Origin of the sequence: Sphingobacterium sp. UBA6645, assembly GCF_002455685.1 — a bacterium.
Classification (GTDB): Bacteria; Bacteroidota; Bacteroidia; order Sphingobacteriales; family Sphingobacteriaceae; genus Sphingobacterium; species Sphingobacterium hotanense.
On sequence record NZ_DKLH01000045.1, the window covers coordinates 103041 to 129863 of the forward strand.

The following is a 26823-nucleotide window of genomic DNA, read 5'->3' on the forward strand; positions in this document are numbered from 1 at the left end:
ACAGCCATGAAAAATATCATTAAAAATATCACTCGTTTAAAACATGTATGGATCTTTGTTCCCTTGGTGGCCCTAAATAGTTGTAGTGATTTCCTAGACCGCGTCCCTCAAGACGAAATTGTCGATGAAACCTATTGGAAGACGCAGGAACAATTGGAAATGGCCGTAACGGGAATTTATTCGCGTGTCAAAGCCAAGAACATCATCGATATGGAGAATATGGGGGAGAACACCATGTGGCCTACTACCACCGAGTATAAGGATATCGGTTCTGGCGTATTTCCGGTGACCCAGCCTACAGTGGATAACGAGTGGCGCAACATGTATCGAGACATTAGAGAATGTAACGTGTTTTTGGAAAACTATAAGCGAGCTCAAGAGACCGTACCTGGAGCTAACGAACGTCTGGCAGCAGAGGTTCGAGTCATTCGTGCTCTAGGTTATAGCTTCTTAACATCCTTCTATGGCGATATCCCGCTTATCTTATTGCCCTTAGAACCCGATGACCCTCAGCTTTATGAAGGGCGCAAAAAGCAGGAGGAAGTCGTGGATTTTTTGATTAAAGAACTTGATGAGGCAGCAGCGGTTCTTCCCGAAAAGATTCCGACAGGAAAAGACCTTGGCCGCATTAGCAGAGGAACAGCGCTTGCGTTGAAAGCCAGAATTGCACTAGCTTATCAGCGATATGAGGTAGCCGAGAAAGCAGCAAAACAGGTAATGGATATGGGGGTGTACAAGCTCTATACGACGGGCGATCCCAAAACGTCTTATCACGACCTATTCACTAGAAATGGGAAATTGGCATCTGGAAAAAATCAAGAGACCTTGTTCGCAAGACTCCACAAAATGGACGTGATCATGCACAATTTAAGTCGAGAGATTCAAGTACCCGACCAATTTGCGCGTTTCGTGCCGACTAAATCACTGGTAGATTCCTACCTGTGTATCGATGGGCTGCCGATTGAGAAATCACCGCTTTACAGCGATGCGACCTACCAAGATGTATTTAAAAATCGCGATCCCCGAATGACCCAGACCATCTTGGTGCCCGGAGATCAATGGGGAGGACGATATGACGGTCGCCCCGTAGCGCAGAATCCAGATCCAAGTATTTTTATGGTACCCAAATTTACCCAGGACGGACGCGGATCGGTAACTACAACTGGCTATTATTATAAGAAATATGTAGAGCTGTCTGCTGTGCCCAACTACAACCGAGATGATAACGATATCCATCATATCCGCTACGCAGAAGTATTATTGACTTATGCAGAAGCACGAATGGAACAAGGTAAATTAACGCAAGCCGACTTGGATATGTCGATCAATCTGCTAAGGGATCGCGTGGGGATGAAACATATGAACCTGAATTTTTTAGCGCAGAACGGCATGGATATACGTACGGAAATCCGCCGTGAACGTCGCGTCGAGCTTGTTCTGGAAGGACAGCGCTATTTTGATGTTCGCCGATGGAAAGAAGGTGATCGATTGGGTAAAGATATTGAAGGCGTAAAAGCATCTTGGTTTGGGCAGCTAGCAAGCTCCGCGTATAGAAAGAATGCAGAAGGATATTTGGTAGTACAGTGGAACAGAGCTTTCGAAAGCCCTAAAAACTACCTATGGCCCGTGCCGCAGACTCAAATCGATAGAAACCCGAACTTAGGTCAGAATCCAGGTTGGTAAGCACTCTGAGTTCAAATGAGGGATACTCGTAGCTGTTCAACATTGTTTGGCGTGATAAATTATAAACAGCTCTACGCATTTATGGGATATTTATTTATCGCTGCCCAGTGTGAACTCAATTAACTTCTTTCAATAGCCAGCCCCTTTTTGGGCTGGCTATTTTTTTATTTCAGCTTATCGAGATCGGCGCATTATTTTTTTGGGATATTGCCAACGTTAATTTAGGCGCTCCATTGACTAAAAGTATCGACCGACAACCTTCCACTCGAGCTTTTCAGCGGAGAATCTCGACAATCTGCTTCTTCCCAAACAGATGTATATTCTACCTGTAGAATCCCACCACATCTTTTCAGCCCGCATCGCCCTAGGTCATTTGATCTATCATCTCTGATGAAAGATAGGGGACTCAGCAGTCACTTCCGATATACCCTCTGAATACGGTTCGAGTCAACCCTAGAAGAAAATTCGAGTGGAAGAGATTAACAGCCTTTATCCCTCTCCAGCAGGTTGCCCACAGCACATTGCTTGAAAAGGTACAACTTAGGGTACAGAATAAATTTGTGCTTGCGCTTCCTAGCAATATGGTTTTGCTTTGCTATGGCAAAGGTTAAACATCGGTGATGTTGCCACATCATGTTCAGCAATTTTTGACCCAAAATTAAAAAAGGAGGCTTTTATGTTTCAAGAAATCACGTGGTTACAATTTTTGACGGCTTTACTGCTTGTTGTTTTGTTGTACTACCTAATTATTTTTATGTTATTCAGTAATGGGGATTTCAAAAAGCTCCTCAGAAACGGGAGCTTGAAAGATGAAGACATAGATCTTAATCCATCTCCCCTGCAGGATGCGACAGGGGACCAGAACGCGGAGCAGGCGACACTCCACGACGAGTTTGTTAGCCAGCTCCGATTTTACCTCGAACCCTATCAAGGTGAAACGATCGACCGGGAAGGCATCATGTCGGTACTTGCCGGCCTATTAATTCAATATCCTGAACTATTAAGCATGCTCGGATCGCAGGGCTTTATAGCACTGGTAAAAAAAGAATTGAAGCAGGCGGAAATTGATTTCGTCCCTGACCTGGCATGGGACGCGCTATTAGCTAAATAATCCACAAAGGCTCCTCACCCGCTCCCCACGCCCAGCGTATCACCTAAGGAATGTGAGGTGACGGGCCTTTCTATTAAACTCGAAAACTATTTTTTTATGAAAACAACTAAAAAAGATTGGATGGGGAAACTACCGGTGTGGTTCATACCCACAGCACATCGCGTGAGCTGCATGCTCCTGCTTTTTATCTGGACATTACATGGCCATGCTCAAGATGGTATCGCCGGAATCAATGCCGCCAATGAGCAGGTGCGTAGTTATTTCGAGGAAGGTACCAAGTTGATGTATGCTGTAGGGGCTATACTTGGTCTTATCGGGGCCGTTAAGGTTTTTCAGAAATGGAACAACGGCGACCCGGATACTGGTAAGGTGGCGGCAGCATGGTTCGGAAGCTGCGTTTTTCTGGTTGTCGTGGCAACGGTTATCAAATCATTCTTTGGCGTTTAACTCAGGCAGAGCTATGGCAAACTCAATTTATTCCATCAATAAAGGGGTTAACCAACCCATTATGTTCAAGGGATTTAAGGCCCAATACATCACTTATCTAGCTATCGGTCTGGTAGCATTGCTCCTGCTGTTTGCGATCATGCACTTTTTTGGCATGCCCTCCTACCTGAGTGTGCCTGGCGTGCTCATCGCGGGGCTTTTCTGGGTACGATACATTCACCTTTTAAGCAACCGATATGGTCAATTTGGTCTATTGAAAAAGCTGGCGAGAAGTCGCATGCCCAATAGCCTCCACATCGACACGCGCCGTGTATTTATCCGACCTAACAAATCATAAATTCAATCTTATGGGCATCAATTTAGAAGATATTTTCCCTATAATGGACGTGGAGCACGATTGCATACTCAGCAAATCGGGAGATGTAACTATTGCTTATGAGGTAACGCTTCCTGAAATATTTACGCTGTCGGATCTGGAATACGAGTCGCTCCATCAAGCGTGGATTAAAGCCATACGCACGCTTCCCGAGGGGACCATTTTTCATAAACAAGACTGGTTCAACTTAGCAAAATATACTGCGGATTTCCATGACGGCAGCCTCAGCCACTTAGACCGGTGCAGTGAAGAACACTTCAGCGGTAGGCCTTTCCTTAAACATCGCTGCTTTATGATGCTAACCCGATGTTCGAGCAGCAGAAAAACAGTGAGCTCACTAACCAGCAGCCTGGTTTCTGGGAAATTTATTCCGACGGAGCTCCTGGAAGAAAAATGGCTAAACGATTTCGAGGGAATCTGTTCTCAGTTTACACGTATTTTGAACGATAGCGGTTTGGTAAAAACTAAGCGGTTGACAAGAGAGGAGCTTCTGAGCGACGCGCACAAGAAAGGATTTATTGAGGCTTACCTAACCTTATCCCTTACCGAAAAACCTTTACAACTTAATGATATTACGATCGGCGAAGAACTCAAGATTGGCGATCGCTTGTGTCAGCTATATTCGCTTTCGGACGTGAGCGACCTTCCTAATGTATGTGGCAGCAGAATTGACTACAGTCGATATTCGACGGAAAGATCCAAGTTGGGAATCGGTTTCGTATCGAGCATCGGTCAACTGCTCCCGTGCGATCATATCTATAACCAATATATGTTTATTGATAATCGCATCAAAACGATCGAGAGATTTGAGCGTAGGAGACTTCGGCTTCAATCGCTTTCAGCATATTCTCGAGAAAATGCATTTGCGCGCCAGGCAACCGATGAGTTTCTGCAGGAAGCAGCCAGCTTGAAGCGACAACCTATCAAAGCACATTTTAACCTCTTGGTCTGGGCCAGCGATAAATCGCAATTGCAGCAGATAAAAGATCGTGTCTCCTCAGCATTGTCTCAAATCGATGCTGTCACCAAGTTGGAAACCGTCGGTGCGCCACAAATTTTTTGGGCCGGCATACCCGGGAATGCCGCAGAATTTCCAATGAACGATACGTTCCACACCTTTGCACCGCAGGCTGCTTGTCTGCTGAATTTGGAGACGGCTGCTCGAAGTTCGAACAGTCCGGTAGGAATACGGCTTGGAGACCGGTTGACAGGCAATCCCCTGCACGTGGACATTTCCGATGAGCCGATAACAAAAGGATTTTGTACGAACCGAAACAAGTTCATTCTTGGACCCTCCGGAAGCGGCAAATCATTTTTTACAAATCATCTAGTGCGTACCTATTTGCAGCAGTCCAGCCATATCGTGTTAGTTGACGTTGGACACAGCTATAAGGGTCTGTGCGAGATGGTCTCAGGTTATTACTTCACCTATAGTGAACAGCAGCCTCTTGAATTCAACCCCTTTTATCTGGAGGCGAGCGATTCATTGGATACCGAGAAAAAAGAGAGCATCAAATCGCTTCTGTTGGCACTCTGGAAAAAAGATGATGAAACATTTAGGCGATCCGAATATGTTGCCTTATCCAATGCGATAACCGGATTCTACGAGTATTTGGGGGCTAACACCCATATTTTTCCGTCGTTCAATACTTTTTACGAATATCTCAAAGAGGTTTACCACAATCAGCTAAGAAGAGAACATGTCAAGCAACAAGATTTTGATATGGACAACTTTCTATATGTTCTAAAACCATACTATTTAGGCGGAGAGTTCGATTACTTGCTGAACGCACGAAAAAATCTGGATCTTATTCAGCAGCCCTTTATTGTATTTGAACTGGATCAAATTAAAAACCATCCCATTCTTTTCCCAGTGGTTACTTTGATCATTATGGAAGTGTTCATCTCTAAGATGCGTAAGTTAAAAGGCATTCGCAAAGTAATCCTAATTGAGGAAGCATGGAAAGCGCTAATGAAGGAAGGATTTGCCCAGTATATACAATATTTATTCAAGACGGTTCGAAAATTTTATGGCGAAGCGATTGTAGTTACACAGGAAGTTGATGATATCATTTCTTCGCCGGTCGTTAAACAGGCTATCATAAACAACAGCGACTGCAAAATCTTGCTCGATCAGAGCAAATACCAGAATAAGTTCGATCATATCCAAGAGCTCTTGGGGCTCACGGAAAAGGAAAAGGCCCAGGTGCTTTCTCTGAACCGCTCCAATGATCCGGAATTAAAATACAAGGAAGTATTTATCAGTTTAGGAGGAGTGGTAAGCAGAGTGTTTCGTACGGAGGTGTCCTTGGAAGAATATCTGATTTTCAGTACCGAGCAGAAAGAAAAGTTGATGCTCAGCGAGTATGTACGTCTGGCGGGCGGCAGCCTGCATAGCGGGGTGCGCAACTTAGCTAATGCCATTAGAAGCGGACAGGTAAAACTAGGAGATTGATATGAAAAATAGAAAATTCGCACAAATACTGCTGATCGGCCTACTCGTTTGTGTTCCCATAACGCAGGGATATAGCCAGCTGGCGATCGCTCAGGTCATTAAAGCTGGGATCAAGAGGGTCATCAAAGCGGTCGACCTAAGGGTGCAGCGGCTTCAGAACCAAACAATATGGCTGCAGAACGCTCAGAAAGAATTAGAAAATAAGCTCTCTAAACTTCGACTTCAAGAAATCACACAATGGTCTGAACGTCAGCGCCAGCTTTATAGTGAATATTACAATGAACTAACGAGGGTGAAAACTGTGATCCGGTATTATCGCCGGATTACTGAAATGGCAGCCCTGCAGAAATCGATTCTTCAAGAATATCAACGGGCCTGGAGGAACTTCTCCTCAGATCCGCTATTTAGTGTGGCGGACAAGGCCCACATTAAACAAGTTCATCAAGGCATTTTGCAAGACTGTATGGAGAATGTCGACATGCTTACCCTTGTGATCCAATCTTTCACTACCCAAATGAGCGATGCTGAGCGTCTATCGCTGATCGAGCAGGTGCGTGAGCGCATGGAAGCGAACTACTTTGACATGAAAGTTTTCAACCAACAGACCAATATCCTGCGTTTGAATCGGCAAAAAAATGTACTGGACGACCAACATCTCCGATCTATTTATGGACTAAACTAAAAATGAATCCTATGGATAAGAAACTTATTATTTCAGTATTGTTGGCAAGTTTTGTAACCCATACCAACGCGCAAAACACCGCCGAGTGGCTCCGGCAGAAGCGGACTCAAAATCGGTATTCTTTAGAACAGGTTCTCGCAGCCAATATGTATTCCGATTATATCAAGAAGGGTTATGATGTACTTGCCGCGGGTCTGGCCGCTGTGGCAGGCAGCAAAAGATCCGAACTTGAGCAGCATCGCACTTTTTTCGAACGAGTCCGTATGGGCATGATACGCGCGATCCCTATATCTTATGAGCAAAAATTTAAGAGAATAAATTTACGTATTTCCTATAACCTGCGACTTGCAGCTAAACTAACCGAAAATGGTGCCTTGGCGGCATCGGAAAAACAGTATTTCCGTGGAATATTTTCGAGAATAAACCTAGATAGGATGAGGCGAGAGGAAAAGCTCAAAATGGTTCTATACGCATCGGAACCGGCGATGAACGACCAACAACGTTTAAGCTTCCTGGATCGTTGTTTAGCCGAAATGGAATCTGAGTTCGCCTTTTCAAAAACCATCGTTACGGACTTAGATGCGCTGATAGCTGCAAAAGGGGCGAAGAAACGCGAGTATCATAGACTTAATCGGCTTTTATTGGGGAAGGAGGTTGTGGATGAAAACTAAAGCTAGGTGGATCCTAGCATTGCTGATCTTTCACTTACCCGTGTACGTTTCGGGTCAAAAACACGAAGTCACACAATTACTGCTGAACGTAGAAAAGCTGGCGCAGTTCAAGGATGTCCTACGTCAAATGAAACAGGGCTATGAGATTCTATCGAAAGGTTATGGAAGCGTTAAGGATATCACACAGGGTAATTTCTCCTTGCACAAAGCTTTCCTTGACGGATTGCTAAAAGTTAATCCGACGGTTAAAAAATATTACGGAATCTCCGAACTAATCAGTCTACAGCTTCAACTCCTGGATCAAACCAAGCGCTCTTATCTATCCTTCATTCGCTCCGATTGTTTTAACTCCAATGAACTCCAATATATAGCGCGTGTACATGGTAGGGCTATGAAAGAAAGTGTGGAAACCTTGGAAGAGCTCACTGCAATCCTTGCAGATGGTAAGTTTCGAATGAGCGACTCAGAAAGGATAGAAGCGATAGACGCACTGCTGGAAAAACAAAGAGAACGCAAACTATCGATAAACGCCTTTGATTCCCGTAACAAGCTATTGGTCCTTCAGCGCATGAAGGAATACAATGACGTGCTCTGGGTTGAAAGGATGAATCGCTGATAAATTTTTATCAAAAATATATGCTTATGAGAAGATTTTTAGTACCCTCGCTTTTACTTTTTGCTCTACCCCAAGGGGGCAGGGCCCAAGATCTTGCCGGCGAGATAGCGAGTTTGCAGCAGGTGCTCGACCAACTATATCAAGAAATGATCCCGCTCTGCAGCGGACTGGTCGGGGCCGGGCAAGGTATCGCCGGGTTTGCGGCGCTGTGGTATATCGGTGCCCGAGTTTGGCGACATATCGTGCGGGCCGAATCGATCGACTTCTATCCCTTGCTTCGGCCGTTCGCTCTTGGCTTTTGCATCGCTTTCTTTCCTAGTGTCGTTGGGCTAATTAATGGAGTCCTGCAGCCGATCGTGCAGGCCACGGGCCAAATGGTTGGCAGATCAGATAAAGCGATAAGCGAACTTTTACGAGCAAAAAAGGAGCAAATAAAAGAAACCGACACCTGGCAAATGTACGTCGGGCACGACGGTGCTGGCGATAGGGATCGCTGGTATAAGTATACCTACGATGATTCCCCCTCGGGAGAAGGGATGTTGGAGGGGGTTGGCAATGATATTAAGTTCGCGATGGCCAAAGCGTCATACGCTTTTCGCAACAGTGTTAAAGAATGGATGAGCGAGATCCTAGCGGTGCTCTTTCAGTCTGCCGCACTATGTATCAATACGCTACGCACATTTCAGCTGATTGTACTAGCTATTTTGGGGCCTCTCGTATTTGGGCTGTGTGTTTTTGATGGATTTACACATCTGCTTCGCGGGTGGTTGGCCCGATATATACAAGTTTTTTTATGGCTGCCCGTAGCGAACATCTTTGGTAGCATTATCGGCCGTATACAGGAGAATATGCTGAAGATTGATCTCGCCCAGATCCAAGATGCGGGCGACACCTTTTTTAGTCGTACGGATGTGGCCTATCTTATCTTCTTGCTCATCGGAATCGTGGGTTATTTTACAGTGCCCGCCGTTGCTGGCTACATTGTCAGTGCTGGTATGGGCGACGCCTATAGTCGGCAAGTTTCAACGGCTTTCACTACTACGGCAAATGCTGGAGCTGCAGCTGTTGGCGGCGCCGCCGGTGTGGCTCTGGCAGGAGCGCAGCATGCCGTCAGCCACATTGCAGATGCTGTAGGAACTCCATCAAGTTCCGATAAGCCCCAGGAACGCCCCCAACGTTCAGAAGATTATATGCGCGAAAAAATGAAAGGGACACCCTAAAAAAAGATAAATATGTTCAACAAAATAAAAAATATCGATACGGCTTTTCGTCAGCTGCGACAGACAGTGGTGCTGGTGATTATTTCCAGCGGTCTTGTACTAGTAATCGCTTTGGGATTCGCCTACCGACTGGTAAGTCGAACGCAGGACCGTATTTATGTACTGGCCGATGGGAAGGCCTTTCAGGTTTTTGCATCCAGTACCAGAGACAATATTCCCGTAGAGGCGCGTGAGCACATACGCAGCTTCCACCGTTATTTCTTCACCTTAGATCCGGACGAGAAAGCCATCAAATATAATCTCCAGAACGCATTATACTTGGCCGATGTGAGTGCCAAGCGCGCTTATGATGACCTACAGGAAAATGGCTTCTATGCAAGCCTGATTTCAGGCAACGTCAATCAAACCATTCGGGTGGACAGCGTACAGGTCGATGTGGAAAAGTATCCCTACCGTTTTCGATGCTTTTCAAATCAACAGATTATTCGTCCACGCAGTATAACACATCGAGAGTTGGTTACCGAAGGCTACTTAAGAAGAGTGTCCCGTAGCGATAACAATCCCCACGGTTTTCTTATTGAGCGTTGGCGGACCGTTCGTAATAGAGATTTATCCACTCAAAACAGATACTGATGAGAAAATTAATGTTCTTTAACAAGTTTCCTCGCAAGCGGCTCCTAAATTGGCGGGCAAGGAAGGATCAGAAAATGTTGCTCCGGCGAGGACTACGCCTTGCCCTGTTTCTTCTTATTGTTTTCCTAGTAATCATCATTCAATGCTTTGTTTATCGCCCGTCAATGTTGGATAGCATTGTTTTTCCAAAAACAGGTCCAATTGCTTGGCTAGAGGCATCGTTCCCAGCTGACGAACTGCCGATAATGGAGAAAGAATATCGCCGAATTCAACGATTCTGCCGCTATATGGACAGTCTGAGCAGAAGCGAGCCGGGGAAACATCTCCATGACAGCATTATGAACAAGCGCCCAGGACTATTAGATAGCGCAAAACTGATATTGTTACACTATAAAAATCGTTACCATGACTTTTAGAATTAGATTACCGCTGAAACTTACACAGGCTAAAAAACGGCTTTTGCTTATCCTGCCATTCCTGTGTTCCCCTTTTCTGGCTGTCATCTTTTGGGCGATGAAATCAGGGACATCCGCCCAACAGGCTAGTACAGCATCGCATGGAGGGCTAATGCAGCTTCCCTCGACGGATCTCAACAGGGACCGTGAAATGTCCAAATTGGACCACTACCGTAAATCGGAAAAGGACAGCGCCGAGCATTACAACCAATGGGAACCACTTATGGACAACTGGACCGAACAAATCGATGGTTTATATCCAGTAAGTGAACACGCTAATGGGATGCATGAGCAGGGGCCTGATTATGAAAAACAGCTCTATTTGAAATTGGCGGAGTTGGATCGCAGTCTCCACGAAGTTTCGGATTTTGATGCCCCCTCTGGTTCTTCCACCGCTGCTCAGCGGATCGAGACACCCTTAGAAGTAGATGGTCCGAAATCGATGGCAAGGCCAGCTAGAGCTACTCCGCTTTATCACTCAAACTCCACGCTGGAAACTGAGCCAGATCCTGAAATACAGCAGCTGAACACGATGTTAGATAAAATTATCCAAATTCAAGGGCCGCAGGAAGCCTCAAACGCATCCTCCTCCGAAATTGAGCTTACGCAACAGCACCACTTGGAGCGAGAAGCCTCCAGTAGAGGAACATTACTCCAGGAGCGTATGCAAGATTCTTCATTGACCAGCGGGTTTTATTCCAGTGTGTTTTCTGCTGATATGGCCGCTCACAACGCAGTAACTGCCGTAATCCACGAAAATCAAGTTGTTGGAAATGGATCGGTGCTGAAGATGAGGCTCTTAGAAGACTACCATGCCGGAAGTGTAAACGTTCCCAAAGGCACGTTCGTATATGGAGCTGTTCAGTTAAATGGTGAACGGATGAAGATCCGCGTCGGGAACATCAATGTGAATGGCCGCATCGTAAATACTAAGTTAGAGGTTTATGACATTGATGGCATTCAAGGGATATACGTGCCCGAGATGCTGGACCGGGAGGTGATCATCAGATCAGCAGATCAATCCGTACAATCAATAGGAATTGGACAAAATATCTCTTCTGCACTAATTTCTGAGGCTACCAGCGCCGGAATCCAGGCTGCAAAGTCCCTGTTTTCCAAGAGAGCTAGGCGTATTAGAATAGAACTCAAGTCTGATTATCGCTTGCTTTTAAAAGACCTATCCATTGTTAAATAATCATTATGCTATGAAACTCCTATTAAACATTTTATTTTACTTGCCACTGCTGATGGCAGAGCTATGTTCGGCGCAGTCTTCGATAAAAACGTATGCACGTTTGCACCGAGATACAATAAAGATTAATGAAAAGCAAACTACTAATATTCTGTTTGCCCATCCCATCACGGTGTTTGACCGAGGAAGCGCGGACATTCTGGCTCAACGGTCACCCATGGCGGCTGACCTACTCCAAATAAAAGCATCAGGATCCGGCTTTGAGAACACTAACCTTTCCGTGCTGTGCGCGGATGGTAGTCTGCATGTTTTCAATGTTTCCTACGAGCAAAGCCCCACAAAACTCATCTGGGAGGTCGGTCTTGTACAACCAGACGCCGTCAATGATCGCGCTACTCAGGCTCGCAAGCGGTATCACGCTCGCGCCCTAAAGGTATCGCAATTGCTAGTGCCTAGTATGTCGGTCGGCCGGGAAAGGCAACAGATTGGCCTACGCCTTAACGGGATTTATATCAGCGAAGATCAGATGTACTTTCATGTTAAGCTTACCAATAAGAGCTATATTCCTTTTGATATCAGTCGGCTAGCGCTCTATAGCAGCGATGGAAAACGTGCGCGACGTGGGGCCCACCAAGAAATAGAGATACCTCCGCTATATGTCTTGGGTGATGTCAGACGATTGGAACGACGTTCTGCACATTCCGTAGTGCTAGTGACACCTAAATTGTCGCTGGGCAAAGGGAAAGAATTACGACTGCAGCTTTGGGAAGATCAAGGAGGGCGCCACCACCAACTGGTGATAAAGAATAAGCACTTAATGAAAGCGGTTCCGTTAAACTAAACATAAGAAAGGAAAATTATTATGAACCAAAAAAATTATGAATACCTCCGAGACCAATTATTGTATAGCGGATTTGGCGATTCGATGAATGCTAATTTGCAGAAAGCTATGAAAAAAGGCCAAGATCAATTTACGCTTAATTTTAAACGAGAGGACCAGGGCGAACGAATTGCTGCCCAACTAAGATTCTCTAAATCTAAACAGTCCGACATGTATTTTTTTAATTCCTATGAGTTGAAAATCACCAACCGCGCGAGCCAGCAGAGCATCAAGCAGCGGTTTTATGTGAACGGAAGAGATCGCTTCACTTTAAAAGAGGCCTACAATCTGATGCATGGGCGCGCTGTACACAAAGATTTAACCAACAAGAAGGGTGAGCGCTATCGGGCATGGGTGCAGCTTGATTTTAAAACAGTTGATTTGGAAGGTAATAGGAAATTCCGCCATTATCATGAAAATTACGGGTTCGATCTCCCTCGAGAGCTAGAGAAGTTTCCCATCAGCGATCTGCAATACCCGGACAGCAAAGAATACCTTATAGCTTCGTTAGAACGCGGGAATCGCCATGATGTAACTTTTATGTTGGAACAAGGGTCGCGGCAAGTTTCTCTGGAGGCGAATCCCAAGTTTAAGTCCGTGGCAATTTACGATGGTTCGATGCGCCTAGAATTCGTCTCAATGAATTTAGACAAGCACGGACAGCAGAGTGCGCAAGATGTGCAGATGGAAAATAAACAAAAACTTCAGGAAGATCAGCAGCCACCCGCTAAGCAATCAAAAGGAAAGAGGCTCTAATTCAAAGAAGATGGATGGTATGAATGTTTCTTCTTGCTTGCATCGATTTTTCCGCAAATCCGCTCAAGACCCGCGGATAGGCAAGTCGCACTTAGCCGTCTACATTGCACTGCTCCAACGATGGTATGAGCATGAATACCGCTCTCCTTTGCGCATGTTCGCGCGCGACGGTGCACGGGCGGCAAGAGTATCGGTCGCTACCTATCACCAGTGCATAATTGATCTGCACCAGATGGGGTATCTTCGATACCGTCCATCGTTCCGCAGCGATATCGGAAGCCAAATCGAATTTTTTAGATAGATGATATCAAATTATCGCTTGCTATCCCAGTGTTGGCTAGCTGCTGCCGGAGTTAGCGTTCGGCGCAATAGGATGGTGCTCTCGGCAATAATTTCATTTAGTTGCCAAACCATGTATTAAAAAGTTTGTTCTACAGAAAACATAAACATCTTAATTATGGCAACAACGACTAAAAAAGAAACGAAGAAAAATGAACAGCCGGCTTCTCAAAAGAAGGCAACGGTAAAAGCGAAAACGGACGCTGCAAAAGATCTTCAAGAATTATTCGAAGACGGGCTGAAAGATATTTTGTGGGCAGAGAAGGAATTAATTAAAGCATTGCCTAAAATGGAGAAAAATGCCACATCGAAAAAGTTGAAAGATGCGATCACTGGACATCTGGAAGAGACCAAACAACATGTTGAGCGATTGCAAGAGGTTTTTAAATCGATCGGCGTGAAAGCTGAAACTGAGAAATGTGACGCCATGCAGGGACTCATCGAAGAAGGGGAGAGTATCATGGAAGAAACGGCGCCCGGCGCAGTACGTGATGCGGGAATAATTGCAGCTTCTCAAAAAATTGAGCACTATGAAATAGCTTCTTATGGGACACTGGCGGCCTTCGCAAAAGTCTTGAAACACGAAGAAGCGCTCAAATTGTTATTGACCACGCTTAAGGAAGAGAAAGCGTGCGACGAAAGTTTAACATCACTCGCCGATACTAATTTGAATAGCAAGGCTGATAAAAAGTAGAATAGGCATAAATTCAAAAGATGGCGGACTCTAGTTCCGCCATCTTAATGAATAATCTTTTGTAACTAAACTTCCGCTAAAACCAATTCAAACTATTAATTAACTAGAAATACATATAGCTATTTTCCCGACAATCAACCGAGTAATATGCGATCGAAATCAACAGCGTACGGATATTGATTATATATAGAAGGGGTGCATAATTGAGCCTTTGTTGCCCAGATGCGCTCACATTACAAACAGCAGAGGTCTGTTGCCTATCCATGTCCTGCTTCGCCCTCACTAAAATATCTAAAGCCTCAAACACATCGATTTTATACCTAATCAATTTAACAGCATAATGCGAACGATGACACGTTTATGTGGCGAGCTATTTTTACAGCGTCAAACCACCCATCAAATTTTCTAATAGAAATTTTCATGAATATCCCGCAATGAAATAATATACTAATTAGAAAATAATCGAGGGTATTGGCCTTAATTTATTTTTACTAATTCGACTCGACGGTTTTTTGCCTTATTTTGTTCTGTATCGTTGCTGAATAGGGGACGATCAGAACCAAAACCTTTAGCGATCAATCGGTCCTGCGAAATGCCATCTAAAATTATATGGTCCATCACCGCCTCGGCACGATCCTGCGATAACCTTTTGTTATGTGTAGCATCGCCTGTATTGTCGGTATGGCCATCGATCGAGATCTTTAGCGACTTAACCTTATGCAAGGCTGCTGTAATTTCCTTTACAACCTCTTTTCCTTCCGCTGTAAGGTTGGATTTGTCGGTGTCAAAATTTATATACAAAATAGCCTTGCCTTTCTCAGCTAAGTCATCGGCAATTTTATCAGAGGTTATTTTCGTTATGGTCTGCTCAAATACCGTTTCCTGGAGAATATTTAACTGACCACCGGCATTATTGGATGTGTATTGTATATAAATGTTCCCGTTGTCGTTACTGCGCACGACGTAGAAATGAATATGCTGGTCCCAATAACCCATGTCGCCAGCTCCACCTTTATTAGGATCCTTCCGATGGTACCTTTCGTATTCTTCTTTGCTGATTTCCCCATCAAATACTTTGACGGCTCCAATCGCCAATAGGTATTCTTCTATACTTTTTTCGAAATATCGTTGGGAATAGTCTTCACCTTGACTCGCCACGACATTGGCCTTATATAGTCGGCCCTCAAATGACACCATTCGTCCATCTAGCGGAAAGAAACAAACATCAAAGTTCTTTTCTAAAACATTTGCCGCTTTCAACCCTGTAGGGAGATTTAAAAACGGAAAATCACCAATGTCGGCGCTGGACACCTCGATGTCCTCTATTTTGAAATCTTCGGAGATAGTAGCCATCTCGGTGACCATTTCCTTTGATTCGATGAGCCTTGGCGAAGACTCTTCCTTTTGCTCTGCCTCATGGTTGCACGAGGCAAGCAATACCGAGATAGCAAGAATTAACGATTTCTTCTTCATTATTGTCGTGATCTTTGACTCGGGGAGTTGATTCCCGAGCCTGTAAAAAATCAACTTATTGCTTTACACCCTCGTAATGATATTGTAACTCCGTCTCTGACTGCTTTTCTGCGATAACAGAAATATTTTTGTTAGAACCGTAAAAGTGAAAAATCCCTTCTAAACTGCCTGTTAAGCTGACGATATCCTGTGTGTTTTCACCGAAGAATGCCCCTGTTTCTACCGTAAAGGTCTTTGGATTAATGAGGGAATAGGGCTCGCCCGTTTTAGCTGTAAATTTTAACTTGTTGCTACCTTCTTTGGTAACGATAGTAACAGCATTGTACCATTCTTTTACGCCAGAATTCGTATATACCGTTAATTTTCCTTTGTAAGTGCCTACCGCCGGATCGATTGTAGCATTAGTAGGCTCTTCGTATCCGTCATCATCTTTGCTACAACTGGTCGCTAGTGTTCCCATTGTCAATACCAAAGAAAGTCCTAAAAGGGCAAATTTTGCATTTACTTTTTTCATGATTTGTTTTGAATTTATGATGAGATACAAATCTCCATAAAATGGAAAATCAAGACAATCAGTGAAAACCTTGATTTCATTTCTAATGGTTTACCTGTAGTTTTTATTTAAACTGAAAATTACACCCTTTTTATTTGGATATTTGCCTTTTAATTATTTAGCAGTGTATAGACCGATTTGCATTTTAATTGTTTTTCTATCCCTTGTTCATCTATTGCAAGCCCAACAGCTCATGCCATTAGACGAAGAGGATTATCTAAAGAAAATCAACAGGGAGATTGATCATACAAAAGACGACAGCACCCGCTTGTATCATACCTTGTTACTGTCAGGCTATTGGGCGCAGATGGACAGTTTGAAGAGTAAACAAGCCCTGGATCTAGTAATAGAATCTCCGCATAAAAACAGATTGCCTAAAGGCATATTGGCATATTTTCAAGGGCTCCATTATTCCCACCAAGGTAACAAAGAGCGAGCTAAGTCATACTATCAGGAGGCTATCACTGCTCTTGAAAAGCATTCCAGCAGTCCGGACATCCTGATCAGGGCATGGTATAATTATGCATACATACAAGTGGAGGATAAGGGCTACGATTATGTCGTAAAGACGCTTACTGAAAAGTGTATTCCCCTGAGTGAAAAGAGTAAAAACACTGAGCTTTTAGCATATAGCTATACGCAGCTGGGGTTGACGTTTATGTCGGTGGGCCAATTTGGAAAGGCTGAAGAATATCATAAAAAAGCCCTCGGCGAGCTTGATAAAATCGAACACAGGAATAGCGTTCACTTAATTACCTATTTCAACCTAGTGAGTAATTATTGCTATAAACCCGATAGCAGAACGGCGAAAGTATATTTAGATAAGGCAAAGCAGCTTATTGGTCCCTTTCCCAAATCACAGCATTATCCGAATTATTACTTTCAAGAGGCAATGTATTACACGACAGTTCAGGATTTCCCAAACGCCCTGAGCAGTCTAAGAAAGGGCACTGCACTTGCTAAAGCAGCAAAGCAAACAAAATTATTGCATCTTTTATACTTTAGAATGTATAATGTTTATTTGATGCAGAAAGACTATCATAAAGCAAAATCGCAGTTAGAATTGATTCTAGCTGAAAAAGTATTGCCTGCCACAGCGGTTAACCGGAGAATAACATACGAACAGTTAGCGGGAGTCAATAATATGCTCGGCCAATACAAAGAGGCTTACCAATGGATGAAGAAAGCCGCTGTGTTAGGCGATAGCCTCCAGCAAAACAAATTGTTAGAAAAAATGCATGAGTTGGAGATTCTGCATCAGACAGCCGATAAGCAACGAAAAATTGATGTGCTAGAAAAACAGAAGGAAGAAAATGAGCTGCTGAGTAAAAATAAGAACCTACGAATTACCATTTTGCTCATTGCTCTTATTTTGAGCCTAGTGATTGCCTTGCTAGTGTTTATAAATTACAAAAAGCAACACAAACTAAATGACCAAATCAGTCGAAGCCATCAGCAAGATCTGCTGCATATCAAGGAGCAAAGAAAGTACGAAGCGACGCAAGCCATATTGCAGGGCGAAGAGCAGGAACGTCAGCGTATTGCGCAGGATCTACACGATAGCTTGGGAGGAATGCTCGCCAATATACGTATGACGATTTCTGATAACGCATTGTTTCAAACGGATCAAGTAATTGAAAAGATAGATAAGTCTATCGCCGAAATGCGCCGAATCGCCAGAAACTTGATGCCAGAAACCTTGAAGAATATCGGTTTGGAAATCGCCCTGAAAGAATTATGTGAGGCCATGGCGCAAAAACACTTTTCGATACAATTTGAGTCATTCAATCTCTCGGAGGATATATCCTTTAAAACGCAAACTGCATTATACCGTATTGTTCAAGAAAGTATAAGCAACATTACCAAATATGCTCAGGCTAGCAGTGTGATCGTACAAATTAGTCAAAACAACGATTTGTTGAGCCTGACCATAGAAGACGACGGGGTCGGCTTTGACAAATCGGAAGTAATATATGGACTGGGGCTCAAAAATATTCAGAACAGAGTGCAGTTAATCAATGGAACAGTTGATATTACTTCAACCAAAGGCGAAGGAACAACGATAAATGTGGAATGTTATGTATGATAGAAATACATTAAAACTGACGATAGTCGATGACCATCCGATGATTTTGGAAGGGCTGAAATCGCTTTTAGAAAGGAACACTAAGTTTCAAGTTTTTTCTTTTACCAAAGGATCAGCTGCCATGGATTTTATCCAAGAGAACAAAATAGACGTAGTTTTATTGGACATTGTCTTGAACGATGGAAGCGGACTGGAGTTTTGTAAGCTCATTAAGCAGAAAGTGCCGCAATGTATCGTCATCGCATTGAGCAATCAAGCTGAACGCAGCATAATCTTTCGATTTTTAGAAAATGGAGGAAATGGATATATTCTGAAAAATGCAGATTCACGGGAAATAACTGACGGTATCGAAAAAGCGCTGAACGGGGATCTGGCATTGAGCAGAGAAGTGCAGGAGATTATGTTGCGCAGTTCGTCATCCGGATTCCAGCTTCCGAGGTTGACAAAACGGGAAAAACAGATCTTGCAAGCGATCGCCAAAGGGAATACTTCTGCGCAAATTGCTGAGCAATTGTTTATTTCGGTAATAACCGTAGAAACTCATCGCAGGAATCTGTTGCAGAAGTTTAAAGCAAAAAATATGGTTGAGCTAATAAAGATTGCAATACAAAATCAGTTGATTTAAGTCTTTGACGCCTAGGTGTTTGGTTGCGGAATAGCTTGAGCTCCCATGAAAGAGAGTGTTAAGGTTTTCTCGGTAGCTTATCGATACCTGATTAAGGCAAAGGTAAGCGCTCGTCAGCGCGGAATCCCAAAAATCATTCTCGGCGAACCATTCGAAAACGTTGATAAGATAGCTTGCTAAAAGAAAAGTTTTGTTTGTCAAAATGGATAGCATCTGCAGAATGAAAGCTTCAAGTTGTGACCGTGGCAATTGTTTTATAGTCAGGCGAAGATATTACAAAGTGAGTTTGGTAGAAGCCAGGTATTCGTCTTTCAAGTTGTTTTTCTGCGATTGCCTCTTGGAATTCAATGAGTAGAGACCATACCCAACACCGAAGATTATTATTTGTGGGCAAGCGCCTTTCAATCAGAAAAAGGAATGTCATAGAGGAAATAGAAGCGGAGGAGCTAGCTGTGAATGTGAAAAATTAGCCCAACCCCTTATACAAAAGTTGGGCTAATAACATAAACTACTGAGTGTGCCTATCAAAAAGTTGATAGAAGGCAAAATTAAGGATTTATTTGAAAACGAAAAAAGTCCACCGTCTATTGACGCTAGGCGTCAATAACAAACCTTTAAATTTTATGTAAAATTAGCAAATTCTTGTCCAACGTGCTATGCCGAAATGGCGAATAAAAGCTTTTTATAGCAAAATTGTATAGCATTCTTAGAGCATTAAACCATGCCATGGGAACAAGTCATCATGCAAATGTTGACCTGCCCGGATTAAACGTTATTGTTTTTTTGGGGAGGTCCGGCGTAAATAAGAAACGCGAGAAAAATGTTACACAGAGAAGCATAGCGTTAATGTAACATAAGACTTCAATTCAATATATCATTACCGCATGGATATATCAAAAAGGGAGCCTAGCGAACATTGCGCTAGGCTGGTGTTAGTTGTTTTGAAGCAGTTTATTAAAAATAATATAATAATATCGAAAAACAAAAACACGTGACTATGAGTGGATAAGTTAGTAAGAGAGGCCTATTATGGAACAAGTCTCTTTCTGTCCGGATTGCCAGCGCAGATCTTTCGGTTATTTTGATCCGTATTGCTTAATGGATGAACATTCCTCTTCAATTTTAAGATTATAATCTAAATTACGCTAATATATCCTCGTGCTTCATTATCCCCGCAGTTATAAGATGAATCTTTGTACCTCAATTCTTGGAAAATTTAATTTTCTTGGATTTCGGTTTAACATGACATTCGCCTACAACACCCAGTCATTACTGCTAATTTTATGCAACCACTGTAGATCGAGGGCTATTTATCTATAATTGATCTCGGCACGATAGGTGGTTATTCTCGTCGGTTCATCTGTTTTGAATTGTTGTCCCTGATAATCCTAATTCCCTCTTTCGGTTTTCAACAATCTTCCAATAACCTTTAAAAGGTTGTCAAATATTAAAAATACGTGGCGAGTCAACTCTCGCCTTATGTGGTAGTCTAATTCAAAGTTTGTTGAGCGAGTTTGCGATGCCCACATTGTTGTAAGCCCTTTAACGGTCTATAACATTTCCAACACCAGTAGCCTACTTAAGGCTACCCTAAAAATATTCATAAAAAAATACATTCAACTTGAGGTTGTTTCTATTTTTCTTTATCTTGCGTGGTATTAGTTAGTGTGTATGGGCTCATAGCCTCCCAGGTTATTGGGCCCTTTTTAGTCTAGCATACCTACATTTGCTAGGCTAATTTTATATGGAGATTCCGCTTAGTACCTTTAATGTTTTATTCAGTGTTTAATTCGTGAGTTTTGTTTACTCAGCTTTTTTGTTTTTTAACACACTTATTTAACAAATAATTTATGGATTTTTAGCTTTAATTTAATCCTTTATTTATATTTTTGATTGCCTTAAATATCACATTAAGACGGAACGTAGGTTAGGGCTCCCTTGGCCGATTAATTATTTTGCTAAACCCTAATCATCGGTGGTTAGGGTTCGTTTTAATCGGTGTTTTTATTATATTTGAGATAGGATTTCAATGATATGTTAAGTAATTGGCTCAGCGCATTCAAGCGCTGGGCTTTTTTTAGAATTTTTATTATATTTAAACAAACATTGTTTTCGAAGAGCAATGTTTCCATTCAGCCTGACGATTCGCTGTTCCTCAGGCATTATTTCATTTGACGGCCCCGTCTCTCCATTATTTGTTTCCTATCTGGGTAACCCTTCTTTCATCACGCCACATCAATAAAATAGCTTGATTAGTGACTCTATAGTTTTCACAGGTAGAGTTTTTATATATTGTGGGTAAGACTTTTTTGTTTAACATTAGTTTGGTATATTTATAATGAATTTCAGAGGTTAATTAATAAGCCTGGCGCCTAAGCAACGTCGGGTTTTTTAAATCTAAATTTTTTCTGATCTTGTATTATTAATAAATGATTTGGAGCCGAATTGCCGCCCGGTTTAAGTGGCTCATAAGAGCCTAGCGTTTTCTTTGCTAGGCTTTTTTATTTCATTATTTAATTCCACATTTATTCTACCATTGCACATGGTCAATGTTGATTGGTACGTTTTACTCTCCTGACGATCGCAGTTCGTCAGGCAATTTTCTGTTCTTCTTTGTTTTTACTATAGCAAGTATTCTTTCTGTTGTATTCGTTTTCAAAGTGGCATTCGTCTGATCTTCTTTTAATATAATTCAAATTTTGAAAAATGTTATTGGCAGACGGGATTTGAAGTGCGGATGCGCCCTGTGGGCGCCGTGCTGGCGCGCTTAAACTGCAAGTTTTGAACCTTTGTTTTATAGCTTCACTATAATTTATGCCTTAGAACCAATATTTGGTCTCGCAGATGCATCCTAAGTTTCGGTTTAAAGGGGAAAATAATACTAATCATTTTTTGTGTAAAGCGGTGTTTAAATAGCGGATATAAAGAATTTAAGATCAACTTTTGTTAAGAATGCCTGATAAATAGATGGAGAGTTCACGATCAGACTTATTAGCAGGGTAATGCCAGCTGCTAGTTCCCACATTCTTCCATGTTATTGTGCATGTTTGTTAAATGGCCAAGCGAGTAGAGGGGCTTTAACGCCCGCACTTTTATTTTGTGGCTTTTACTCTACATATGGGGGTTAAATACTTGTAAGCGTGCAGATTTTATAAATTAAAAAAGTATCTTTGCCCTATAAAACGTGACCTCTAGGTAGTCACCAAAATATTTAATATTGAATCACATTGAAAAAGCTATTTTTAAGATTAATGCTATTTCCAATCCTATTTGCATCTTGCAGTAAGATTGAAGATCTGTATGAAGAAAAGAAAAACGAGTCTAATTCTTTATTCCCTGCTGGAGTTAATATTCCTGAAAACTTCAACTGGTCAACAACGAAAGAAGTTGAGATCAATATTTCGGTTAACGATCAGTACGATGGAAAATTTGATTATTTGATTGAATTGTATAATAGCGATCCGTTCTTTGCTGAAAATGCCCAATTGCTGGGAGCGGGGCTAGCTAAAGCTGGAAAGGACTACTTGGATAAGATCGATATACCGTCGTCGTTAGAATATATCTATGTAAAGCAGACTGATCCGAAAGGCAATTCCTCTTTAACAATGTTAAAGGTAACTGAAGCTGTTCTGAAGCAATCTAGTCTCTTAAGCAGTAACCTGAAGGGTTCTGGTAAAATTCGCATGAGCACTTCGGATCAACCAAAGACGGTTGCTCTAGGTGGGTTAGGTGCGGTAAGTGCAAGGCAAGTGCCTGCCGACGCTATTGCAATCTCAGGCTCAAATGATGTATCCTTACAATCCAACAAATCTTATGTCGTCAAAGAGAATTCGACGTTTACGGGAAACATTATAGCCAATAACGGCTCAACCAACGCCTTGGTGTATGTTGAAGGAGTCTGGAATGCGCCGCACAACACCCTGGATATTGGTGCATCGAACGGTTTATTTGTTATGCAAAAAGGAAGTGTAAAACTTGCTGGCATAAAGCAAAATACACAGGGTTCTTTAGAGAGTTATGGTCGTATTGAACTGGACGCCCTTTCAATCACTAACGAAGTTGTTTATAGAAATTTTGGAGAGATGACTGTACGTATTGCTTCCATTTCTAATGGAAGTTTAATCAATTTTGGTAAGGCAATTATCGGGAAAATCGAAAGTACCACATCTTCTACGCTTATCCAAAATCAAGGTACTTTGATGGTGTCGGCAGCAAACTTGACCAACGCGACTCTTTTGACAAATTGCCATACCGAAATAGCGACTTTTATCAACAATGGCGCCAAAGTAAAGGTAGCCAGTGGCGCGCTATTGTCGATCGGTACATTGCAATCCAATGGCACCACATATACGCTGGAAGCAACTGCAATCATGGATGTAAAAGAGACGGCCTATTTCTCAGATAATAAATCATTTGTAGAGGGGATAGGGAATAATTTTGCGCTTGTTCGTATGAGTAAGGTTCAAATTGTTGGCTGGGAGGCCTTGAATTATGTAGGAAACGTTCAGATTGCTTGCTCGGAACATACGCCGAACGGGCAGTGGGATAGAAAGTATACTATTACCTCACCTGCCACCATAGTTCCTTTGGATCAAACGACACTAGAAATTCCAGCAAACGCGTGTAACCAGGGCGGAAATAATGATGACGCAAATGGGAGCAATCCGGAGAATCAGACGCCACCAGAAGTAGCCTTGGAGCCCTATACATTTGCTTTCGAAGATAACTGGCCTAAGAAAGGGGATTATGATATGAATGATTTCGGGGTAGAAATTAGGGTGGTGAAAACTCAAAATCGAGAAAATAAAGTATTAAAAGTTAAGCTTTCAGCAAAAATCACTTCTGTTGGAGCTGCCAGACGACTTGCAGCAGCAATACAGTTGGATGGAATTCCAGTGGGAAATATTAAGTCTGTTAACTATTCTAGAAGCGACCTGTTGGGACAAGCATTTTCCTTGGACTCTAAAGGAATAGAAAAAGACCAAAGGTATGCCGTGGTAGGATTGGTGGGCGATGCTCACCGCGCATTCGGAATCTCACAAGTAGCGTTCATATCAACGCAGAATGGTTCGTTTAAGCCAATAGAACTCGATATTACAATTGAATTTAATGCGCCTCTGGACGGTTTCACGCAAAAAGCGCTCAACCCCTTTATTTTTACCGAGTCTCAAAATAGTGCTGGCCGAAGTGAGATCCACCTGGTGGGTCATTCGGCTACCGATAAAATGAACATTGCCCTAAAAGAAAAGGCGGTAAAAGCAGGCGATGTGAGCGTTAGCGACATTTTCAAAACGCAAATGGGCGAACCTTGGGCACTATCTGTACCAATCTCCTTTCAATTTCCTACCGAGGGCAGAGACATCACCAAGCACTACCCGAAGTTTATGGAATGGGCGAAAAGTGGCGGTGTGATTCAGACAGGATGGTACAACGATTTTCAGAAATAATATCCAATCCAAATAATGAGATGCTAGCGAAAATCTTAAGGGTAACACCCTTGAGATTTGCTAGTATATTTTGCTATCCATAAAAGCAAAAATCCCACATTGCTTTAAAAAAGAAAAAATGAAGAAAAGAATACTTATTATAGACGATAAACCGGCAATTGGACAGCTCATATCTATCTATTTGGGAAACGATTATGAAACGCATACCGTATTAAGCGCGGTTTCAGCAATGGAATGGTTGCATAATAAAAATACGGTCGATTTAATTATATCCGATTATTCAATGCCTGAAATGAACGGGTTTGAATTTTTGATGCTTTTGAAAGGTAATGAGCTTTTCAAACACATCCCAGTTATTTTTCTTTCCGGGGAGGACAGTACAGCAACTCGTATTAAGCTTCTAGAGAATGGTGCGGATGATTTTATACTGAAACCGTTTAATCCGATGGAATTGAGATTGAGGATCAACAAAGCCTTAAAGTAATGTCTGGATTTTGTGATTATATCTTTCTTGGTGATTTTAATAGCCTAGATGTATCGTTCCAGAAAAATTTCAAAAATTTATCTGAAAATGATACCTATTATTTCAAGGATGTAGATTCTTGTAGATCGCATCTAGCCTCTCGCGGAGAGGGAACCTATCGAGTGCTGTTCTATCTCGAAACAGTTGATTCCGAGCAAGATATTTGCATATTAAGTCAAATTTCAAAGCAGTTTCCATCGCTGATCATTTTGCCGATAACAGATCTGTTGACAGAGGCGAGAAAGAAAGCATACCAAGACATAGGTGTTTCTAGCATTATTAGTACCTCCGCCGATAAGGACGTATTTAGATCATTAAAGAAGTTTATTTTTCTCCATTTCGAAACCCTTCATCTGACTCACGATGATCCTAGCATCCCTCTTTCGGCGCCACCTGCCTTTACCATTCCTATTGGCAAAAGAATCGCCGACATCATTCTCTCTGCTACATTAATTCTATTGTTGATGCCCTTATTCTTTGCTGTTATTGTAGCCATAAAGTTGGAAAGCCCTGGTAGGGTAATTTACGTGTCTAAGCGAATAGGGTCGGGATATCGAATGTTCAACTTCTTTAAATTTCGATCGATGTTTTCTGACGCTGATACGCGCTTAAAGGAATATATGGCGCTGAATCAATATGCTGCACCCGCGCAGTCTAAGGCGAGTGAGCCAATAAATTCGCTTGTCCTGAGTCCTGAAGAACTAACCTGGGATCATCCTGAGGATATTTTAATCGACGATGAGGCAATTTTCAGAGGGGCCAGTGCGGCCTTCCGACAACAAAAGTCAACTTTTTTTAAACTGGAAAAGGATCCTAGAGTAACAAAAGTAGGTAGGGTCCTAAGAAAATACAGTTTAGATGAGTTACCTCAACTGTTTAATGTGTTGATTGGGGATATGTCGATTGTGGGTAATAGACCGCTGCCGCTGTATGAAGCCGAAATGCTTACAACCGATGACAGCGTCGAACGCTTTATGGCTCCGGCTGGAATTACGGGGCTATGGCAGGTGGAGAAGCGTGGAGATAACGGAAAGCTGTCCAATAAAGAACGTATAGCACTCGATATTCATTATGCGAGGCACTACTCATTTCCGCTGGATCTAAAAATTTTGTTTAAAACGTTTTTTGCATTCGTGCAAAAGGCCGATGTTTGAAGAATGTTTAATATGAGATCATTTTTTTGTACGTATTTACTATGCCTAATGGTGCTAGTGGCAACTGGTCAACAGCAAGTTACACCAAAACAAGCTATTGACATTGTGGATTTATCCAAAGTGATTTTACCCCCCTTAGATACTCTTTTTGAAAACGCGAAAAAGAGTCCTAGCGTTGAAATGTACGAAGCAAAAATGGAGGTCCAAGACAACCAACTTACCAGTGAGCAACGAAGCTGGCTGAAATATTTCCGTGTAGGGGGATCTTGGCAATATGGTAATATCGCAGTTAACTCAGCCTTCACAAATGAATTTACACCGCTATTTTATCAATCCTCTGGGGTAACCCAGAGTTCTTGGTACGGTACGGCTGGTGTCAATGTGCCCCTAGACGATCTTTTCGATCGAGGAAACCGAGTGAAGCGGCAAAAGATGGAGCGTCGATTTACGGAACTGGAACGAGCTAAATGGTTAGATGAGCAAAAGATCCGTATCGTCAATGCTTATCTTTCGGCAAAGGCTGCAATGCAGACGCTTCAGAAGAAAGTAGAAGAATACCACATCGCCGAAGCAAATTACAAGATGCTAGAAAATGAGTTTAGATTGGGTAATGCGACCATCACAGATCTAAGCACGGCAAAAAAGCTCGAGACGGAAGCTTTCGATATTCTAAAAATGAATGAGTATAAAATAAGGAACGAAGTGCTTATCTTAGAAATATTGAGCAATACAAAAATAATCTCGTTTTAATC

The 26823-nt window shown here is 42.5% G+C and carries 24 protein-coding genes; 22 read left to right on the forward strand and 2 right to left on the reverse strand.

All coding sequences use genetic code 11. The annotated features are described in order from the left end of the window. The first annotated feature begins 6 nt into the window (after nt 1-6). From B2400_RS07775 to B2400_RS07845, 15 genes are all read left to right on the forward strand, one after another. The gene (locus B2400_RS07775; protein WP_293932355.1) at nt 7-1683 is read left to right on the forward strand and encodes a RagB/SusD family nutrient uptake outer membrane protein; all 1677 of its coding nucleotides are present in this window, start codon (nt 7-9) and stop codon (nt 1681-1683) included. A 730-nt stretch (nt 1684-2413) separates the two neighbouring features. After that, nucleotides 2414-2794, forward strand: coding sequence for a hypothetical protein (locus tag B2400_RS07780; RefSeq protein WP_293932357.1), 381 nt, complete (start codon nt 2414-2416; stop codon nt 2792-2794). 171 nt (nt 2795-2965) lie between these two features. Then, entirely contained in the window at nt 2966-3241 is a 276-nt protein-coding gene (locus tag B2400_RS07785; protein ID WP_286651439.1) for a DUF4134 domain-containing protein, read from the forward strand. 13 nt (nt 3242-3254) lie between these two features. Next, nucleotides 3255-3578 (forward strand): DUF4133 domain-containing protein, encoded by a 324-nt coding sequence (locus B2400_RS07790; RefSeq protein WP_293932359.1) that lies wholly within the window; start codon nt 3255-3257, stop codon nt 3576-3578. A 10-nt stretch (nt 3579-3588) separates the two neighbouring features. Next, nucleotides 3589-6072 carry a TraG family conjugative transposon ATPase gene (locus B2400_RS07795; RefSeq protein WP_293932361.1) on the forward strand — a complete coding sequence of 828 codons (2484 nt, stop codon included), beginning with the start codon at nt 3589-3591 and terminating at the stop codon, nt 6070-6072. 1 nt (nt 6073) lies between these two features. Next, entirely contained in the window at nt 6074-6754 is a 681-nt protein-coding gene (locus tag B2400_RS07800; RefSeq protein WP_293932363.1) for a conjugal transfer protein TraI, read from the forward strand. An 11-nt stretch (nt 6755-6765) separates the two neighbouring features. Then, on the forward strand, nt 6766-7425 hold the full coding sequence (locus B2400_RS07805) for a hypothetical protein (protein ID WP_293932365.1): 660 nt from the start codon (nt 6766-6768) through the stop codon (nt 7423-7425). Then, nucleotides 7415-8041 (forward strand): TerB family tellurite resistance protein, encoded by a 627-nt coding sequence (locus B2400_RS07810; protein ID WP_293932367.1) that lies wholly within the window; start codon nt 7415-7417, stop codon nt 8039-8041. The genes B2400_RS07805 and B2400_RS07810 overlap by 11 nt, the downstream gene beginning before the upstream one ends. Before the next feature lie 26 nt (nt 8042-8067). Then, entirely contained in the window at nt 8068-9261 is a 1194-nt protein-coding gene (traJ, locus tag B2400_RS07815) for a conjugative transposon protein TraJ (RefSeq protein WP_293932369.1), read from the forward strand. Nucleotides 9262-9273: 12 nt separating this feature from the next. Next, nucleotides 9274-9894 (forward strand): conjugative transposon protein TraK, encoded by a 621-nt coding sequence (traK, locus tag B2400_RS07820; RefSeq protein WP_293932371.1) that lies wholly within the window; start codon nt 9274-9276, stop codon nt 9892-9894. Nucleotides 9895-10058: 164 nt separating this feature from the next. After that, nucleotides 10059-10310, forward strand: a complete 252-nt coding sequence (locus B2400_RS07825; protein ID WP_293932373.1) for a hypothetical protein — start codon at nt 10059-10061, stop codon at nt 10308-10310. Further along, a complete protein-coding gene (traM, locus tag B2400_RS07830; RefSeq protein ID WP_293932375.1) occupies nt 10300-11544 on the forward strand; it encodes a conjugative transposon protein TraM in 1245 nt (414 codons plus the stop codon). The genes B2400_RS07825 and traM overlap by 11 nt, the downstream gene beginning before the upstream one ends. 10 nt (nt 11545-11554) lie before the next feature. Next, complete coding sequence (gene traN, locus B2400_RS07835; protein WP_293932377.1) at nt 11555-12382, forward strand: conjugative transposon protein TraN; 828 nt, start codon at nt 11555-11557, stop codon at nt 12380-12382. A 21-nt stretch (nt 12383-12403) separates the two neighbouring features. Further along, nucleotides 12404-13177, forward strand: coding sequence for a hypothetical protein (locus B2400_RS07840; RefSeq protein ID WP_293932379.1), 774 nt, complete (start codon nt 12404-12406; stop codon nt 13175-13177). Between the two features lie 457 nt (nt 13178-13634). Next, nucleotides 13635-14210, forward strand: coding sequence for a ferritin-like domain-containing protein (locus tag B2400_RS07845; protein WP_293932381.1), 576 nt, complete (start codon nt 13635-13637; stop codon nt 14208-14210). Nucleotides 14211-14687: 477 nt separating this feature from the next. On the opposite strand, the gene B2400_RS07850 is transcribed toward B2400_RS07845, so the two are convergent. Continuing rightward, a complete protein-coding gene (locus B2400_RS07850; RefSeq protein WP_293932383.1) occupies nt 14688-15683 on the reverse strand; it encodes an OmpA family protein in 996 nt (331 codons plus the stop codon). Between the two features lie 55 nt (nt 15684-15738). Then, nucleotides 15739-16197 (reverse strand): hypothetical protein, encoded by a 459-nt coding sequence (locus tag B2400_RS07855; protein ID WP_293932385.1) that lies wholly within the window; start codon nt 16195-16197, stop codon nt 15739-15741. A 232-nt stretch (nt 16198-16429) separates the two neighbouring features. Between B2400_RS07855 and B2400_RS07860 the strand changes: the two genes are divergently transcribed. From B2400_RS07860 to B2400_RS07890, 7 genes are all read left to right on the forward strand, one after another. After that, nucleotides 16430-18322: a tetratricopeptide repeat-containing sensor histidine kinase gene (locus tag B2400_RS07860; RefSeq protein ID WP_293932387.1), complete on the forward strand. Its 1893-nt coding sequence runs from the start codon at nt 16430-16432 to the stop codon at nt 18320-18322. Continuing rightward, nucleotides 18315-18947 carry a response regulator gene (locus B2400_RS07865; RefSeq protein ID WP_293932389.1) on the forward strand — a complete coding sequence of 211 codons (633 nt, stop codon included), beginning with the start codon at nt 18315-18317 and terminating at the stop codon, nt 18945-18947. Before B2400_RS07860 ends, B2400_RS07865 begins: the two co-directional genes overlap by 8 nt. Nucleotides 18948-18992: 45 nt before the next feature. After that, the gene (locus tag B2400_RS07870; RefSeq protein WP_293932391.1) at nt 18993-19127 is read left to right on the forward strand and encodes a hypothetical protein; all 135 of its coding nucleotides are present in this window, start codon (nt 18993-18995) and stop codon (nt 19125-19127) included. A 3071-nt stretch (nt 19128-22198) separates the two neighbouring features. Next, nucleotides 22199-24394: an LruC domain-containing protein gene (locus B2400_RS07875; RefSeq protein WP_293932393.1), complete on the forward strand. Its 2196-nt coding sequence runs from the start codon at nt 22199-22201 to the stop codon at nt 24392-24394. Nucleotides 24395-24512: 118 nt separating this feature from the next. Then, nucleotides 24513-24878, forward strand: coding sequence for a response regulator (locus B2400_RS07880; RefSeq protein WP_293932395.1), 366 nt, complete (start codon nt 24513-24515; stop codon nt 24876-24878). Then, entirely contained in the window at nt 24878-26071 is a 1194-nt protein-coding gene (locus B2400_RS07885) for a sugar transferase (RefSeq protein WP_293932397.1), read from the forward strand. The genes B2400_RS07880 and B2400_RS07885 overlap by 1 nt, the downstream gene beginning before the upstream one ends. A gap of 12 nt (nt 26072-26083) precedes the next feature. Next, nucleotides 26084-26821, forward strand: a complete 738-nt coding sequence (locus B2400_RS07890; protein WP_293932399.1) for a TolC family protein — start codon at nt 26084-26086, stop codon at nt 26819-26821. Nucleotides 26822-26823 lie beyond the last annotated feature (2 nt).